This is a genomic window from Streptomyces sp. R35 (assembly GCF_041053035.1).
GTDB lineage: Bacteria > Actinomycetota > Actinomycetes > Streptomycetales > Streptomycetaceae > Streptomyces > Streptomyces lutosisoli.
The window spans coordinates 7,563,423-7,580,268 of record NZ_CP163440.1 but is presented as its reverse complement, the minus strand read 5'-3'; the positions used below and the strand labels follow the sequence as shown (position 1 = coordinate 7,580,268).

Here is a 16,846-nt window from a genome sequence, read left to right as displayed (position 1 = left end):
CCTGTCTCCCTGGCACGAGCCCGCCCCTCCCAGGGAAGGAGGACGCGGGCAGGCTCGCGCGATGCGCTTCCGACTACGTCGGACCGTAAACGGCTCGTCACCGACTGTAGAGCAAGAGAGGAGTACGTGTACTACTCTCCGCCGAAGTCCGGGTGGACCGATCGCACACCACAACGGCAGACTGACCGCTGACACAGCCGGACGGGAGGGGCGCATGCCGCCGAGAAGTGCACCGACGGAGCGTCAGCGACGGCTCGGCGCCGAGTTGCGCAGGATGCGGGTCGAGGCCGGGATGACGACGGAGCACGCCGCCGGACTGCTGGGCGTCCCCCGTACCAACGTGCCCAACATGGAGTCGGGACGCTCCGGTATCAGCGCCGAACGCGTACGCACCCTCGCCGCCAACTACGGTTGCGCGGACCAGGGTCTGGTCGAGGCTCTCGCCGCCATGGCCGCCGGGCGTGAGAAGGGCTGGTGGGAAGCGTACCGGGGGCAACTCCGGGACGAGTTCCTGGATATCGCCGAGCTGGAGTGGCACGCCAGGCGGCTGCGGATCGCTGTCACCGTGCATCTGCCGGGCGTGCTCCAGACCGAGGAACACGCACGTGCCGTCTTCGAGGCCGTGATCCCTCGCCTCCCCGCATCCGACGTCGACGTGCGCGTGGCGCACCGGATCGACCGCCAGCAGGTACTCGACCGACCCACGCCCCCGGAGCTCGACGTCATCGTCCACGAGGCCGCTCTCCGTATGGAGTTCGGCGGACCGGCCGTGGCGCGACGTCAGTTGGAGCACCTGCTGCACATGTCCGAACGCGAAGCCGTGACCGTGCGCGTCATCCCGTTCAAGGTGGGCAGCTTCCCCGGCGCCGGACAGTCCGTCGTTTACGCCGAGTCCGCCGTCCCCCGTCTCGACACGGTGGAGCTCGACAGCACACACGGCCCGGAGTTCATCGACACGGAGGCGCAGCTCCTCAAGTACCGGGCCCAGCTCGATGCCGCACAGTCCGTCGCTCTCGCCCCGGAACCCTCGCGCGAATTCATCCGCACTCTCGCCGACAACCTGTAGGAGAACCCGTGCCGGCCAACATCATCTGGGAAGAGGCCTTCTGCGGCGAAGGCGCCAACTGCTTCCGCATAGGCACCGACCTCGAAGGCAACGCCTACATCGCCATCGCCGGGCAGGAAGACCACTACCTCACCGACACCCGCGAAGCCCTCCGCACCCTCATCCGCGACATCAAGGCAGGAAGGGCAGACCACCTCCTGTAACCCCGGAGGGACCCACGCGCCTCACGCGAGCGGCTAACCCCAGCGGCGAGCAACCGGCAGGCGAGTGATCACCGCAAAGATCACGAACGCCACCAGACTCCCGACGGCGAGACCCGGATAGTCGGCCCAGTCCGGATCAGCCGGAGCGGGGGTCCCGGCCCGTACGAGCCTGTCGGCACCCCACCCGGCCAGCAGCCCCACGCTGAAGGCCGGCCACCGGTACCGCACCCCGTCGGTCACGTCGTCGGTCAATGCGGACACCGTGCCCACAAAGATCAGCACCACCACCATGTCCCCCCAGCCGACGGCGGCGGCCCCCGCCGCGACGGCGACACAGGCAACCCAGACCCGTGCCAGCGGCATGATCGGCGCGGCGCCTCGCGAAGCCCCCCGCGGAAGCCAGAAGAACCGGCGCACACGCTCAGCAAATCCACGTGCCTTGTCGTCCGACGTCATGTCGCCGCCCCCTGCCGTGATGATGCACTCGACCGTGATGACGTACTACTCGACCCGTATGAGGTGGACTCGCGGCAGTGGTCGATGGTTGCGCGTGCCGCCTTCGCCCCAGACCGACCAAGTCCCGGCCAACTCCCGGTCGTTGCAAGGTCATTGACCTGACTAGACCACTCCTCTTACGTTCACCGGGCAGACAACTCGACTCGGCCACAACGACGTAGGCCAGTAGGAGGTCGTGCCCGTGCGCCCCACCGCCGCCCCACTTCTCCTCGCAACGCTGCTCACCGCCACCGCGCTCACCGCGTGCGGCTCGGGTTCCGGAAGTGATCCGGACACCGTGAAGATCTCGTTCAAGCAGTCGACGGACAACTCGATCAAGGTCATGGACACCTACCTGGCCGACATCAAGAAACAGTTCGAGAAGGCGAACCCCGGCAAGAAGGTCGAGCTGGTGCCGATCAAGGCCCCGGACTCCGAGTACTACGTCAAACTCCAGCAGATGCTGAGGTCGCCCAAGACGGCCCCCGACCTGGTCTACGAGGACACGTTCCTCATCAACTCGGACATCACCAGCGGGTATTTGAAGCCCCTCGACCCGTATCTCGACAAGTGGCAGGACTGGGGCCGGTTCATCGACACCGCCAAGGCGGCGGCCAAGGCCCAGGACGGGAAGACGTACGGCGTCCCGGACGGGACGGACACCCGGGGGCTCTGGTTCGACAAGGACATCTTCAAGAAGGCGGGCCTGCCCGGTGACTGGCAGCCGAAGACGTGGGACGACGTCCTCGCCGCCGCCCGCACCATCAAGGAGAAGGTGCCCGGCGTCACACCGCTGAACGTCTACACGGGCAAGCCCGCCGGCGAGGCCGCCACCATGCAGGGCTTCGAGATGCTGCTGTACGGGACGGGCGACGGGACCGCGGACCCCCTGTACGACACCGCCACCAAGAAGTGGATCGCCGGGAGCCAGGGCTTCAAGGACGCCCTCACCTTCGTGGAGACCGTCTACAAGGAGAAGCTCGGCCTCGACGTCGCCGACGCCCTCGACCCCAACATCCAGACGAGGATCCGCGGTGAGCTGCTGCCCAAGGGCAAGCTCGGCATCGACCTCGACGGCAGCTGGCTCCCGCAGGACTGGCTGAAGGGCGCGGGGCACGAATGGCCCGAGTGGTCGCAGAAGCTGGGCCTCGCCTATATGCCCACCCAGCACGGCCAGGCCCCCGGCAAGGTGAGCATGTCCGGCGGCTGGACCTGGTCGATCCCGGCCAAGGCCCACAACCCCGACCTGGCTTTCAAGTTCATCGAGACGATGCAGACCAAGGCCAACGCCCAGAAGTGGTACGTCGCCAACTCGGGCATCGCGGTCCGCGAGGACGTCGCCGCCGACCCCGCGTACGTGAAGGCGCAGCCCGGCATCAAGTTCTTCACGGATCTGGTCGCGAGCACGCACTACCGGCCCGCGTACCCGGCGTATCCGAAGGTCTCGACCGCCATCCAGGAGGCCATGGAGGGCGTGACGACGGGCGACAGCTCGGTCGGCAAGGCGGCGAGCGGCTACGACGAGGAGCTGAAGACGGCCACCGACAACCAAGTGATCAAGAAGTGAGCGTCGGCACACGGACGGCGTCCTCCCCGGTTCCCCCGGTCCGCCCGGTGGGCACGAAGATCGCCCCGCCCCGCCGGGGAGGCCTCCTGCGCTCCCTCACCCGCGCGCTTCCCCTCGCCCCGGCCGTCGTCCTGCTGCTCCTCTTCCTCGCGGGCCCGATCGCCTACTGCGCGTACATCGCCTTCACCGACCTCCAGTTGACGGGCCAGGCCCACTCGTCCTTCGTCGGCCTCGACAACTTCCGCGCGGCGTTCAGGGACGACGCGTTCCGCAACGCCGTCTGGCTGACCCTCGTCTTCACGGTGCTGTCCTCGCTGGTCGGCCAGAACACGCTGGGCCTGGCGCTGGCCTCGCTGATGCAGCGCGCGTCGAAGCCGGTCCGCACGCTGGTCGGCGGGATCGTGATCACGGCGTGGGTCCTGCCGGAGGTGGTCGCGGGCTTTCTGCTGTACGCCTTCTTCCGCCGCGAGGGGACACTGAACGCCATCCTGGACTGGCTCCATCTCCCTTCCCAGAACTGGATGTTCACGCTGCCGATCCTGGCGGTGTCGTTCGCGAACGTCTGGCGGGGTACGGCGTTCTCGATGCTGGTCTACTCGGCGGCCCTGAACGAGATCCCGAAGGAGATCACGGAGGCGGCGGAGGTCGACGGCGCGGGCGGCTGGCGGCGCCTGTGGCACATCACGCTGCCGATGATCAGGCGTTCCATCGGCACGAATCTGATGCTCAACACGCTGCAGACGCTGTCCGTCTTCGGCCTGATCTGGGTGATGACGCGCGGCGGCCCGGGAAATCGCAGCCAGACCCTCCCCCTGTTCATGTACGAACAGGCCTTCCAGAAAAGCATGATCGGCTACGGAACGGCGGTGGCACTGCTCCTCCTGGTGGTCGGCTCGCTGTTCTCGGTGGTCTATATGCGACTGCTGCGAACGGAGGTGTGAGATGGCCCTGTCGACTCGGGGTACGCCGTTCAGGACCCGCCGTACGGGGCGACGTCTGGCGGCGGATGCCGGACTCCTGGTCCTGGCGGCCGCGTTCGCGCTGCCGCTCGCCTGGGTGGTTCTGTCGGCCCTGGACGCGCACGCCGGCCTGACGGTGAAGGTGCCGGACGGTGTCACCCTCGCCAACTTCGACGCCGTACTGAAGCCGGACATCACCTTCACCCCGATGCTCAACAGCCTGATCCTGTGCGGGGGCGGAACGCTGCTGACGGTGGTGTGCGCGGCACTGGCGGCGTATCCCCTGTCCCGATTCCGCTCGCGCCTGAACCGCCCTTTCCTCCTGACGATCCTCTTCGCGACGAGCCTGCCGATCACGGCGATCATGGTGCCGGTGTACGCGCTGTTCGTGCGGGTCAACCTGATCGACACCATGCAGGGCACGATCTTCTTCTTCGCGGCCTCTCAACTTCCCTTCGCCATCTGGCTGATGAAAAACTTCATGGACGGTGTGCCGAAGGAACTGGAGGAGGCGGCCTGGACGGACGGGGCGTCGTCCTTCCAGTCACTGGTACGGATCGTGCTGCCGCTGATGGGACCGGGCGTGGCCGTGGTGACGGTCTTCTCCTTCGTGATGATGTGGGGGAACTTCTTCGTCCCGTTCATGCTGCTGCTGACACCGGACCAGATGCCGGCGTCCGTGAGCATCAATGAGTTCTTCGGGAATCGGGGGATGGTGGTGTACGGGCAACTGGCAGCGTTCTCGGTGATCTACTCGACGCCGGTACTGCTGCTGTACGTGCTGATCGCCCGGCGGTTGGGGGGCGGGTTCGCGCTGGGCGGCGCGGTCAAGGGGTGACTACTGCGAAAAAGGGGGACCTGTATGGACAAGCCCACGCACCTGATCGAGTTCGAGACGATGGTGCTCGGGCGGCATCTCAGCCTGACCACCCCGCGGCCCCGGCGCGGCGGCGGTCTCCTGGACCGCAGCGCGTACACCCTGCTCAGCCGGCTGAGCGTGGAAGGCCCGATGTCCATCGGCGGGCTCAGCGAGGCCTTCGGCCTGGACACGTCCACGCTCAACCGCCAGACCACGGCCATGCTCCGTACCGGCCTGGTCGAACGCATCCCGGACCCCGACGGCGGCATCGCCCGCAGGTTCCGCGTCACGAGTGAGGGCGAGCGCAGCCTTGCGGCGGCGCGGGCCGAGAACGTCGGCGGCCTGGAGAAGGTGATGGCGGGCTGGGAGCCGGAGGAGGTCTCCGTGTTGGCCGCGTATCTCAAGCGGTTCAACATGGATGTGGAGCGCCTGGACGGCCGCCCGTGGCCGAGAACTTGACGCTACGACCGGCTCTGACCGCGACGCCACTCGACCCCGCTCGACGCCACTCAACGCCCTGCCGCTCACCACTCACCACTCATTCACTTCTCACCCGCCTGAGAAGGAACTCATGATCCACGCCTTGGTGTGACCATGCCGCTTAACGCTTTTACCCGCATGAGCCACAGACCGTTCCTAGAGACTGAGCGGGAGTGAGTCCTGTTGCCAGAACTCATGCTCAGCCGAACGCCCCGAGCGGTGTTGGGCGTTCTGGTTGCCCGCGTTCGCTCCGCATCCGGCGCGCACGGATCGTGTCCGTGGTCCGGGAATGCGGGGGCGGGTTCCCTCACGCCCAAGGACGCCCGGTCGGGCCTGGACGGTCCGATGCCCTGCACGATCACTCCGGTCGTGTGGGGGCGGTGCCATCCGTCGCCGGATCGGATGTCCCTGGGCGCGCCTTCCGATCGCCACGGCGGCAGCGTCGTGGCGAGTGGTCTTCCTGGTGTTGCTGGTGAGGGGTTTCTGCCAGTGCTGGGCGCCCCATCGGGAGGTGTAGGCCGGGTCCACCGCGATGATCGCGATGCCGGTCTGGTCGGCCATCGAGGTCAGCCGGGCGCGGAGCCTGCCGGTGGGCATGCCGGAGATCAACTGCCGGAACCCCTTCCTCCGGCCGTGTTTCTCGCGGGTCTTCTCCGCGCCGAAGTCCAGATCCTCCACCGCGATGGCCTTCACCCCGCAGGATCTGGCCCAGTGCAGCAGCCGGGTCAGGGCGTGGCGGACCTGGGCGTCACGGTGGGGCGCGGTGCCCGTGAGGTCGTAGAAGAACCGGTGCGGGTGGCCGGTCGGGTTGCCGTGGACATCCAGGCGCCAGGCGGCGAGGTGGTCGGCGTTCATGTCGACGCCGACCACACCGTGCGCGAGGGCGGCGGCCATCGGGATGGTCTTCGCAACCGGGATCTGCCAGGAGGCGGTCAGGTACCAGCGGTCGCGGCCGGTGTCGTAGTGGATGCGGTAGGCGACCGCCCGGTTCGCCGCCACCCGGTCCGCCCACTCCTGCCCGCGGTGCAAGAAGCGCACCTGCGTGGCGAGGACGTACCGGCCGTGCGGGGCGTTGGCCAGATCGGCGAGCGGCGCCGGGAGCTTGATGCTGACCTCGCCGTCCGGGCTGATGCGGATGGTCTCGTTGCCGTACCGCTTGCCGGACTCGCCGTCGGCCTGCAGGAACCAGCGCTCGGCTTCCCACCGTCGGCGCCACCCGTCCTCGGTGAGCTGCGCGGCGGGCAGCTGATGCCGGGTGCGGGCCAGGCACTTGCCGCCGCGTACGACGTGCACGGTCCCGGCCTCCCGGTCGGCCCGCGCCCGCTCCAGCCGGTCCTCCAGGACGTGCAGGCGGCGGGTCTTGGCGTGCCACTCCCGCTTGCTGCGGTAGCCGCCGGGCGCCTGCTTCGAGCCCTTCTGGCCGACCGGCAGCGACAGCCGGTGCACGATCGCACGGATCCCCGCCTCAAGAGACTGGATGTGGGCGAGCTGGCCACGCCGCGCGAGCGCCCACTGGTCGTGCGTGGCCTTGGTGAGCGAACCGGCCCACCGGGACGACGACACAGGCGTCAAACCCCGCTTACGGGCCGCCCACGTCTCCGCGGAATGCCCCAGCCCATCCGCGCACCGCACCTTCAGATCCCGTGAGGCGAGCGACCCGAGGTGCCCGCCGACCAGCGCGAGAACCTTCTCATCCGCGGACGTGAGCTGCTTGAGACGGGTCCGGACCGCCACCCCCGAGGGACCGGGCACGACAAACGACCCCGCAAGCTCCCGCAACCCACCCACCCCACACCCCCCGCACAGCCCCTCGAAAACCCGCTCATCACACCCAACGAGCCCCACCCGGAAAGGTCACACATTCGGCAGACGAACTCCGATTCCCCTCCCGGGACGACAGCACCCAGTCACCGGCCGGGAACCCCAGCACTCACTCGCACACACCAAAACACACTCGCACTCAGTCAACCCCCAGCAGTTCCCAACCCCGCTTTTAGACCAGCCCCCACCCACCCGCAGCCAAAGAACCGACCCGCGGCCGGAACCGTATGTTCCTACAATCTGTAATTGTGGCCGAACAGACCGTAGTCACCGCTGCCCCGGACCCATACTTTGTGCGCGTGCAGCGACCGCAAGCCCATCAGCCCACCCCGCCCTTCAACGCCCCCGCCGCCCGCAGACTTCGCGCGGCGCTCGGAATGGGGCCCGAGCACGTCGCATACGGAATGAGAGCCTCGTACGGGCTGCCGTACGTCACACCCGACCTCGTCGCCGCCTGGGAACGCGGCATCACCGCCCCGAGCGGCCCGGAACTCACAGCCCTCGCCGGCGTCCTGTGGTGCTCCCCTGGCGAACTCATCGGCGCCCCCCGCACCCTGCGCGAGCACCGCGTCGCCCGCGGCCTCGCCCCGGAGGACGTCGCACGCACCGTAGGCCTCGAACTCCTCGCGTACCAGCGGATGGAGGAGTCCGATGAGTGGCGTGGCAACGAACGGCAGTCGGCCGCGCTCGCCGACGTCCTCGACCTCTCGCTGCCCGACTTCATCACGGTGACGGGGCGCGACGACAAGCTCGCGGAGCTGCTGCGCAGCGCGATGACGACGCGCTGGCAGGCGTATGTGCGGCCGGTCGTCAAGATGGTGCCCCTGGACCGGCACCTCCTGGAGGACGTCCTGGGGGAGATGCACACGCACTACCAGGGACAGATGGCCGCCACCCTGAGCTGGGGCGGCGGCTCGGCCGCCGCCGACTCCAGCGAGTCCGGCCGGGACTTCCTCGACCGGATCGTCGATCACTTTTGGTCAATGGTCCAAAGAAGCACGTACTAGTACGCACTGGAAAACGTACGAGTACGCACCAGATACGCACTAGTAGTCGCCTGCTAGAACACCGACTCCGCCTCGTCCATCCGATCCTTCGGCACCGTCTTCAGCTCAGTGACCGCCTCGTGCAGCGGCACCATCATGACGTCCGTGCCCCGCAGCGCCGTCATCTTGCCGAACTCACCGCGGTGCGCGGCCTCGACGGCGTGCCAGCCGAAGCGGGTGGCGAGTACGCGGTCGTACGCCGTCGGCGTGCCGCCGCGCTGGATGTGGCCGAGGATGACCGGCTTGGCCTCCTTGCCGAGGCGGCGCTCCAGCTCGTACGCGAGGGCGGCGCCGATGCCCTGGAAGCGCTCGTGGCCGAACTGGTCGATCTCGCCGTGGCCGTAGTCCATGGTGCCCTGGGCGGGGTGGGCGCCCTCGGCGACGCAGATGACCGCGAACTTCTTGCCGCGGGCGAAGCGCTCCTCGACCATCTTGACCAGGTCGGCCGGGTCGAAGGCTCGCTCGGGCAGGCAGATGCCGTGGGCGCCGGCGGCCATGCCTGACTCCAGGGCGATCCAGCCGGCGTGCCGGCCCATGACCTCGACGACCATCACGCGCTGGTGGGATTCGGCCGTCGTCTTGAGGCGGTCCATGGCCTCCGTGGCCACGCCCACCGCGGTGTCGAAGCCGAAGGTGCGGTCCGTCGAGGAGATGTCGTTGTCGATCGTCTTGGGGACGCCGACGACCGGCAGGCCCGCGTCCGACAGCATGCGCGCTGCGGTCAGCGTGCCCTCGCCGCCGATCGGGATGAGCACGTCGATGCCGAATTCGCGGGCCATGTCCTGCGCGTTGTCGCAGGCCTCGCGGAGCCGGTCGCGCTGGAGGCGGGAGGAGCCGAGAATGGTGCCGCCGCGGGCGAGGATGCCGCTGACCGCGTCCAGGTCGAGGGTGCGGTAGTGGCCTTCGAGCAGGCCGGCGTAGCCGTCCTCGAAGCCGACGACCTCGTCCCCGAAGTTGGTGACCGCTCGGTGCACGACCGATCGGATCACTGCGTTCAGGCCTGGGCAGTCGCCGCCTGCGGTGAGAACTCCGATGCGCATCGTGCTGTGTCTCCTGCTCGCTGTTGGTACCGGTGAGCCAATCCGATTGTTTCACGGCCCAGAGGGCACCGCCGCTCCCACCCACTCCACCAGGGCGTTCTCCCTGGCGGGCGCCTTAGCTACCCGCAGAGGTATTGTCAAGAGGGTTCTGCTCACGTCAGCGGGCCATTTTTCGCGCCCCGAATCACCACCTCGCGACGAAGACGAACGCGAAGCAGACCGCCGCAGCCAAGCAGACCGCCGCAGGCAAAGACGAGACGAAACGGATGGAGCACGCGTGACGCGCAGCGTGTATGTGACCGGGATCGACCGCGGCGACGGCCGCCAGGTCGTCGAGCTGGGGGTCATGGAGCTCCTGACCCGCCAGGTCGACCGGGTGGGGGTGTTCCGTCCGCTCGTGCACGACGGCCCGGACCGCCTCTTCGAGCTGCTGCGCTCCCGCTACCGGCTGGCGCAGGACCCGTCGACGGTGTACGGCATGGACTACCACGAGGCGTCCGCGCTCCAGGCCGAGCAGGGCGCGGACGAGCTGGTCTCCTCGCTGGTGAACCGCTTCCACGCGGTCGCGCGGGACTACGACGTCGTCCTCGTCCTCGGCACCGACTACGCCGACACCCAGTTCCCCGACGAGCTGGCGCTCAACGCCCGGCTGGCGAACGAGTTCGGCGCCTCGGTCATCCCGGTCGTCGGCGGCCGGGGCCAGACCGCCGAGTCGGTACGCGCCGAGACGCGCAACGCCTACCGCGCCTACGACGGTCTCGGCTGCGACGTTCTCGCCATGATCGTGAACCGGGTGGCCGCCGACGACCGCGCGGGGATACTCGAGCGGCTGGACAGCCGTCTTCCCGTGCCCTGTTACGTCCTCCCGGACGAGCCCGCGCTCTCCGCGCCCACCGTCGCGCAGATCACCCAGGCCCTCGGCGGCAAGGTGCTCCTCGGCGACGACGCGGGGCTGGCCCGTGACGCGCTGGACTTCGTCTTCGGTGGCGCGATGCTGCCGAACTTCCTGAACGCGCTGACCCCCGGGTGTCTCGTGGTCACCCCGGGCGACCGTGCCGACCTCGTCGTCGGCTCGCTCGCCGCACACAGCGCCGGCACTCCCCCGATCGCCGGTGTGCTGCTCACCCTGAACGAGCGGCCCAGCGACGAGATCCTCACCCTCGCGGCCCGGCTCGCGCCGGGCACCCCCGTCGTCTCCGTGGCCGGGAACTCGTTCCCGACCGCGACCGAGCTCTTCGGCCTGGAGGGGAAGCTGAACGCGGCCACGCCCCGCAAGGCGGAGACGGCGCTCGGCCTGTTCGAGCGGTATGTGGACACCAGTGACCTGCTGAAGCGGGTGTCCGCGCCGAGCAGCGACCGGGTCACGCCGATGATGTTCGAGCACAAGCTCCTGGAGCAGGCCCGCTCCGACAAGCGCCGTGTCGTCCTCCCCGAGGGCACCGAGGAGCGCGTCCTGCACGCCGCCGAGGTGCTGCTGCGCCGGGGGGTCTGCGAGCTGACGCTGCTCGGCCCGGTCGACCAGATCCGCAAGAAGGCCGCCGACCTGGGCATCGACCTCGGCGCCACCCAGCTCATCGACCCGCAGACCTCTCCGCTGCGGGATTCCTTCGCCGAGAAGTATTCCAAGCTGCGCGCCCACAAGGGCGTCACCGTGGAGCTGGCGCACGACGTCGTCGCCGACGTGAACTACTTCGGCACGCTGATGGTGCAGGAGGGCCTCGCCGACGGCATGGTGTCGGGTTCGGTGCACTCCACGGCCGCCACCATCCGGCCCGCCTTCGAGATCATCAAGACCCGGCCTGACTCGAAGATCGTCTCGTCCGTCTTCTTCATGTGCCTCGCCGACAAGGTCCTCGTCTACGGCGACTGCGCCGTGAACCCGGACCCGAACGCCGAGCAGCTCTGCGACATCGCCATCCAGTCGGCGACCACGGCCGAGCAGTTCGGCGTCGAACCGCGGATCGCGATGCTGTCGTACTCGACGGGTACGTCCGGTTCCGGCGCCGATGTCGACAAGGTGCGCGAGGCGACCGAGCTGGTGCGGCTGCGCCGCGGCGATCTGCGGATCGAGGGGCCGATCCAGTACGACGCCGCCGTCGAGCCGTCGGTCGCGGCGACCAAGCTGCCGGACTCGGAGGTCGCCGGGCAGGCGTCCGTGCTGATCTTCCCGGACCTCAACACCGGCAACAACACCTACAAGGCCGTGCAGCGCTCGGCCGGCGCGATCGCGGTCGGTCCGGTCCTTCAGGGTCTGCGCAAGCCCGTCAACGACCTGTCCCGGGGCGCGCTCGTCCAGGACATCGTCAACACCGTCGCCATCACGGCGATCCAGGCCCAGACCTCCGACCAGAAGGCTTTCCAGCTGTGACCGCCCATCCGTCTCCCGCCACCGCCCTACCCGACGAGGTTCGCTCGGCCCCCCTTGCCACCCGCGTCCTCGTCCTCAACTCCGGCTCGTCGTCGGTGAAGTACCAGCTGCTCGACATGCGTGACGGCAGCCGGCTGGCCGCGGGACTCGTCGAGCGGATCGGCGAGGAGACCTCCCGGCTGAAGCACACCCCGCTGACCGGCGGGGAGTCCCGCGAGCAGATCGCCCCCATCGCCGACCACGAGGCCGCCCTCAAGGCCGTCGCCGCGGAGCTGGCCAAGGACGGGCTCGGTCTGGACTCTCCCGAGCTGGCGGCGATCGGCCACCGGGTCGTGCACGGCGGGAAGACCTTCACCGACCCGACCGTCATCGACGACTCCGTGCTCGCCGAGATCGAGCGGCTGATCCCGGTGGCGCCGCTGCACAACCCGGCGAACCTCACGGGCATCCGTACCGCCATGGCGCTGCGCCCCGACCTCCCACAGGTCGCCGTCTTCGACACGGCCTTCCACACGACGATGCCGGAGTCGGCGGCGCGCTACGCGATCGACGTGAAGACCGCCGACGAGCACCGCATCCGCCGGTACGGCTTCCACGGCACCTCGCACGCCTATGTGTCCCGGGCGACCGCGGAGCTCCTGGGCAAGGCGCCACAGGACGTGAACGTCATCGTGCTGCACCTGGGCAACGGGGCTTCGGCGTCGGCCGTGCGCGGCGGCCGGTGCGTGGACACCTCCATGGGGCTCACACCGCTGGAGGGGCTCGTGATGGGGACCCGCTCCGGTGACATGGATCCCGCGGTCATCTTCCATTTGATGCGTGTTGGCGGGATGTCCACAGACGAGATCGACACTTTGCTCAACAAGAAGAGCGGCCTGATCGGTCTGTGCGGCGACAACGACATGCGCGAGATCCGCCGTCGTGTCGACGAGGGTGACGAGCGGGCGCGTCTCGCCTTCGACATCTACATCCACCGCCTGAAGAAGTACATCGGCGCCTACTACGCGGTCCTCGGCCGGGTGGACGCCATCGCCTTCACCGCCGGAGTGGGCGAGAACGCCGCCCCGGTGCGCGAGGCCGCGATCGCCGGCCTGGAGGAACTGGGTCTCGCGGTCGACAGCGACCTGAACGCCGTACGCGGTGACGAGCCGCGGCTCATCTCGCCGCGGGACGCGCGGGTCGCGGTCGCCGTGGTGCCGACGGACGAGGAACTGGAGATCGCCACACAGACGTATGCGCTGGTCGGAGAGAGCAATGCCTGAGTTCGCGGAGAGCAACGCCTGAGCACCTACCCGCCCATTTGTATCTTCCACCAGACGGAATATTCCGTAGCGAAACAAACCGATAGGATCGCCCCATGCGCCGTTCGAAAATCGTCTGTACTCTCGGCCCCGCGGTCGACTCCCACGAGAAGCTCGTCGCGCTGATCGAAGCCGGCATGAATGTGGCCCGCTTCAACTTCAGCCACGGCACGCACGAAGAGCACCAGGGGCGGTACGACCGCGTCCGGGCCGCCTCGGCCGAGACCGGCAAGGCCATCGGTGTGCTCGCCGACCTCCAGGGCCCGAAGATCCGCCTGGAGACCTTCGCCGAGGGTCCCGTCGAGCTGGAGCGTGGTGACGAGTTCACCATCACCGTCGAGGACGTGCCCGGTGACAAGCACATCTGCGGCACGACCTACAAGGGTCTGCCCGGCGATGTCTCCAAGGGCGACCCGATCCTCATCAACGACGGCAACGTCGAGCTGAAGGTCGTCGAGGTCGACGGTACGCAGGTCAAGACGGTCGTCATCGAGGGCGGTGTGATCTCCGACCACAAGGGCATCAACCTGCCCGGCGCGGCCGTGAACGTGCCGGCGCTGTCGGAGAAGGACGTCGAGGACCTGCGCTTCGCCCTGAAGATGGGCTGCGACATGGTCGCCCTGTCCTTCGTGCGCGACGCCAACGACGTGAACGACGTCCACAAGGTGATGGACGAGGAGGGCCGCCGGGTCCCCGTCATCGCCAAGGTGGAGAAGCCGCAGGCGGTCGAGCACATGGAGGGCGTCGTCGCGGCGTTCGACGCGGTGATGGTGGCCCGTGGCGACCTGGCCGTGGAGTACCCGCTGGAGAAGGTCCCGATGGTGCAGAAGCGCCTCGTGGAGCTGTGCCGCCGCAACGCCAAGCCGGTGATCGTCGCGACCCAGATGATGGAGTCGATGATCACCAACTCCCGCCCGACGCGCGCCGAGGCCTCCGACGTCGCCAACGCGATCCTGGACGGCGCCGACGCGGTCATGCTGTCGGCCGAGTCGAGCGTGGGCGCGTACCCGATCGAGACCGTGAAGACGATGTCGAAGATCGTCGTCGCGGCCGAGGAGGAGCTCCTCTCCAAGGGTCTGCAGCCGCTGGTTCCCGGCAAGAAGCCGCGCACGCAGGGCGGTTCGGTCGCCCGCGCCGCCTGCGAGATCGCCGACTTCCTCGGCGGCAAGGGACTGGTGGCCTTCACCAAGTCCGGTGACACCGCCCGCCGGCTGTCCCGCTACCGCGCGCTCCAGCCGATCCTGGCCTTCACCACGGACGAGGGCACCCGCAACCAGCTGACGCTCAGCTGGGGCGTCGAGTCCCACGTCGTGCCGTTCGTGAACAGCACCGACGAGATGGTCGATCTGGTCGACCGCGAGCTGCAGAAGCTCAAGGTGTTCAACGACGGCGACGTCGTCGTGATGACCGCCGGTTCGCCCCCCGGCGTCCCCGGCACCACCAACATGGTCCGGGTGCACCACCTGGGCGAGGGCGACCACGCCTGACCTCCGGTCCCCGTACGCCACTGAGGGCGCCCCCTGCAAACAGGGGGCGCCCTCTGGGGGTCCCCCCCAGGCCCTTAAGGCACTGGGGGAGTATTTGCGGCTCCCGGACGGGTCTGGGGGGCGCTCAGTCCTGGTAGGAGTGCAGCCCGGGGATGGTCAGCGTGCCGCCGAACTGACCGGCCTGGACGACCTTCACCTTGGTGAAGTAGATCAGCGGGATGTTCAGCGGCGGCGGGTTGTCCGGGCTGAACGTGATCGGGATCAGACCGAACAGGTTGCCGGAGATGCTCTCCGTGTACATGATCGTGTCGCCGTCGCGGATGGTGGACGTCGAGCCGCTGGCCGCCTGCACGTGGTAGGTCTTGCCGGACTGCTTGTCGTTCACCGTCTGGTGCAGATCGCCGATGTCGGTGCCGCCGGAGATGACGTACTTCAGGACCTTCTTGGTCGATCCGTTGGCCGTCTTCACCTTCACGATGCCCTGGTAGTCGGCGCCCTTGAGCAGCAGCGAGCTGGCGTTCAGGTACCAGGGGTCGTCGGGCAGGGTCACCGGGTTGTCGACGCCGCCCTCGTCGTCGGTCGCGACCGGGCAGTCCGACGCGTCCGTCGTGGAGCTCGCGGAGGGGCTCGGGGACGCGGTGGCCGCGTCGGCCGCCTTCGTCACCGTGTCCGTGGTGTCCGAGGCCGCCTTGGACGCCGTGTCGGTGGTGTCCTTCACGGTGTCGTTGACCGTCTCGGTGACCTTGTCGGTCGTGTCCTTGACGGTGTCGGAGGCGCTGGAGGACGTGTCCTCGCTCGCACTCGCACTCGCACTCGCGCTCGCCGTGGCGGACGGCGTGGGGCTGGAGCTCGTCGAGGAGTCGTCGCCGCCCGTGAGGATGCCGGTGATCGTGTCGCCGATGGTGTCCAGCACGTTGCTGCTGCTCTCGGACGCCGAGGGGGTCGCCGTGGACGTACCGCTGTCCGACGACTTGCTCGACGTGCTCGCGGAGGACGAGGACGCCGACGGTGTGGGCTCGGCCGTGTCGTCGGAACCTGAATCCGACGAAGAGGACGTGCCCGAGGACGCCGAGGGTGTCGGCGTGGCCTTGTCGGCGGACTCGCTCGCGCTCGGCGAGGCGGAGTCGGAAACAGAGGCGGAGGCGGAGGGCGACGCCGAGTTCGACGCGTCCGTGCCGTCCACGGCCTCGACGCACGCCTGGTACTCGTCGGCCGTCAGACTCTTGGACGTGGGGTGGTCCTCGGCGTTGGCGAGGGTCGGGGTGAGCCCCATCCCCATGAGGACCGCGGTGGGCATCGCGGCCAGTGCGATCGCCTTGCCGGCCGGCATGTGGAACCTGGTGAACAGCGGCTTCCTCGGGGCCGCGTGGCGCGGCCCGGTTCTCACACGGGACTCGTCCACATCAGTCCCATGGATCGCCTCGTCAGCCGGCACTGTGCCTCCCGTTCGCCCCGTTCGCCGGGCTCGTTCCTGACAGGTCGTTCGGCTCGTCCACGCCGTTCACGGCCTCGGGCTGGGCGGCCTCGGGGGCCGGGCTGTCCGGGGTGTTCGCGATGTCCGGAGTGTTCGGGGTGTTCAGGGCGTTCGGGGCGTCCAGCGACTTCGAGCTGTCGCCCGCGGTCTTGTATCCCGACCCGGACGGATCCGTGTCGGGCTCGCCCGGCATCCAGGAGACCGCCATCGCGCCGCCGATCATGGCGAGCAGGAAGCCCATCAGGAAGCCACCGAGGTTGGACACCGGAATGGACACCAGCGCGAGGAGGATCGCCGCCACACCCGCGAAGGTCCGTACGTGCTTCTGGAACCAGAGACTGATGCCCAGCACGCCCAGCAGCACGCCGATGATCAGGGAGCCCGCGCCGGCGGTGGTGGCCATGGCCAGCGTCAGATGGCCGACCTGGAGGTGCGCGTACGGAAAGTAGGCAATGGGGAAACCGCCGAGCAGGATGAACAGGCCGGCCCAGAACGGACGGCTGCCCCTCCAGGTACGGAAGTTCCGCCGGAACACGGTGAGGTAGTGCTCGTTCTGGCCGGGCGCGGCAGGAGTCTCGGCGCTCATGGAAAACAGCTCCCTGGAACGGCTTTGCTGTGAGAAGTACGCGTAGGAGAAGGACGCGTACGGCGGGAAGGAGCGGGGCGGGCGAGGCAGCCTA

Annotated in this window: 15 protein-coding genes; 10 read left to right on the top strand and 5 right to left on the bottom strand. The window is 68.6% G+C overall.

Annotation, left to right across the window (positions count from 1 at the left end; all coding sequences use genetic code 11):
- The first annotated feature begins 214 nt into the window (after nt 1-214).
- Both AB5J50_RS34455 and AB5J50_RS34450 read left to right on the top strand, forming a co-directional pair.
- Complete coding sequence (locus AB5J50_RS34455; protein WP_369262297.1) at nt 215-1,066, top strand: helix-turn-helix domain-containing protein; 852 nt, start codon at nt 215-217, stop codon at nt 1,064-1,066.
- Between the two features lie 8 nt (nt 1,067-1,074).
- Nucleotides 1,075-1,269 carry a hypothetical protein gene (locus AB5J50_RS34450; RefSeq protein ID WP_369262295.1) on the top strand — a complete coding sequence of 65 codons (195 nt, stop codon included), beginning with the start codon at nt 1,075-1,077 and terminating at the stop codon, nt 1,267-1,269.
- Nucleotides 1,270-1,302: 33 nt separating this feature from the next.
- Here AB5J50_RS34450 and AB5J50_RS34445 read toward each other — a convergent pair whose 3' ends face one another.
- Nucleotides 1,303-1,632 (bottom strand): hypothetical protein, encoded by a 330-nt coding sequence (locus tag AB5J50_RS34445; RefSeq protein WP_369262293.1) that lies wholly within the window; start codon nt 1,630-1,632, stop codon nt 1,303-1,305.
- 328 nt (nt 1,633-1,960) lie between these two features.
- Between AB5J50_RS34445 and AB5J50_RS34440 the strand changes: the two genes are divergently transcribed.
- The 4 genes from AB5J50_RS34440 to AB5J50_RS34425 are packed head-to-tail and all read left to right on the top strand — an operon-like array spanning nt 1,961 to nt 5,608.
- Complete coding sequence (locus AB5J50_RS34440; RefSeq protein WP_369262291.1) at nt 1,961-3,331, top strand: extracellular solute-binding protein; 1,371 nt, start codon at nt 1,961-1,963, stop codon at nt 3,329-3,331.
- A 47-nt stretch (nt 3,332-3,378) separates the two neighbouring features.
- Nucleotides 3,379-4,272 (top strand): carbohydrate ABC transporter permease, encoded by an 894-nt coding sequence (locus AB5J50_RS34435; RefSeq protein WP_369265591.1) that lies wholly within the window; start codon nt 3,379-3,381, stop codon nt 4,270-4,272.
- A gap of 1 nt (nt 4,273) precedes the next feature.
- A complete protein-coding gene (locus tag AB5J50_RS34430) occupies nt 4,274-5,128 on the top strand; it encodes a carbohydrate ABC transporter permease (protein WP_369262289.1) in 855 nt (284 codons plus the stop codon).
- A gap of 24 nt (nt 5,129-5,152) precedes the next feature.
- On the top strand, nt 5,153-5,608 hold the full coding sequence (locus AB5J50_RS34425) for a MarR family winged helix-turn-helix transcriptional regulator (protein WP_369262287.1): 456 nt from the start codon (nt 5,153-5,155) through the stop codon (nt 5,606-5,608).
- A gap of 177 nt (nt 5,609-5,785) precedes the next feature.
- On the opposite strand, the gene AB5J50_RS34420 is transcribed toward AB5J50_RS34425, so the two are convergent.
- Nucleotides 5,786-7,417, bottom strand: coding sequence for an IS200/IS605 family accessory protein TnpB-related protein (locus AB5J50_RS34420; RefSeq protein WP_369262285.1), 1,632 nt, complete (start codon nt 7,415-7,417; stop codon nt 5,786-5,788).
- Nucleotides 7,418-7,743: 326 nt separating this feature from the next.
- Between AB5J50_RS34420 and AB5J50_RS34415 the strand changes: the two genes are divergently transcribed.
- Nucleotides 7,744-8,457 (top strand): XRE family transcriptional regulator, encoded by a 714-nt coding sequence (locus AB5J50_RS34415; protein ID WP_369262283.1) that lies wholly within the window; start codon nt 7,744-7,746, stop codon nt 8,455-8,457.
- 53 nt (nt 8,458-8,510) lie between these two features.
- Here the strand turns inward: AB5J50_RS34415 and AB5J50_RS34410 are convergent, their stop codons facing one another.
- Entirely contained in the window at nt 8,511-9,536 is a 1,026-nt protein-coding gene (locus tag AB5J50_RS34410; protein WP_369262282.1) for an ATP-dependent 6-phosphofructokinase, read from the bottom strand.
- Between the two features lie 277 nt (nt 9,537-9,813).
- Here AB5J50_RS34410 and pta point away from each other — a divergent pair, with 277 nt between their 5' ends.
- The 3 genes from pta to pyk all read left to right on the top strand — a co-directional run bounded on the left by pta (nt 9,814) and on the right by pyk (nt 14,692).
- Nucleotides 9,814-11,904, top strand: a complete 2,091-nt coding sequence (pta, locus tag AB5J50_RS34405; RefSeq protein ID WP_369262280.1) for a phosphate acetyltransferase — start codon at nt 9,814-9,816, stop codon at nt 11,902-11,904.
- On the top strand, nt 11,901-13,166 hold the full coding sequence (locus AB5J50_RS34400) for an acetate kinase (protein ID WP_369262278.1): 1,266 nt from the start codon (nt 11,901-11,903) through the stop codon (nt 13,164-13,166). Before pta ends, AB5J50_RS34400 begins: the two co-directional genes overlap by 4 nt.
- Nucleotides 13,167-13,261: 95 nt before the next feature.
- The gene (pyk, locus tag AB5J50_RS34395; RefSeq protein WP_369262276.1) at nt 13,262-14,692 is read left to right on the top strand and encodes a pyruvate kinase; all 1,431 of its coding nucleotides are present in this window, start codon (nt 13,262-13,264) and stop codon (nt 14,690-14,692) included.
- Nucleotides 14,693-14,816: 124 nt separating this feature from the next.
- On the opposite strand, the gene AB5J50_RS34390 is transcribed toward pyk, so the two are convergent.
- Together AB5J50_RS34390 and AB5J50_RS34385 are read right to left on the bottom strand one after the other, a co-directional pair.
- Nucleotides 14,817-16,127, bottom strand: coding sequence for a hypothetical protein (locus AB5J50_RS34390; RefSeq protein ID WP_369262274.1), 1,311 nt, complete (start codon nt 16,125-16,127; stop codon nt 14,817-14,819).
- Nucleotides 16,117-16,752: a DUF6114 domain-containing protein gene (locus AB5J50_RS34385; protein WP_369262272.1), complete on the bottom strand. Its 636-nt coding sequence runs from the start codon at nt 16,750-16,752 to the stop codon at nt 16,117-16,119. Before AB5J50_RS34385 ends, AB5J50_RS34390 begins: the two co-directional genes overlap by 11 nt.
- Nucleotides 16,753-16,846: the final 94 nt, after the last annotated feature.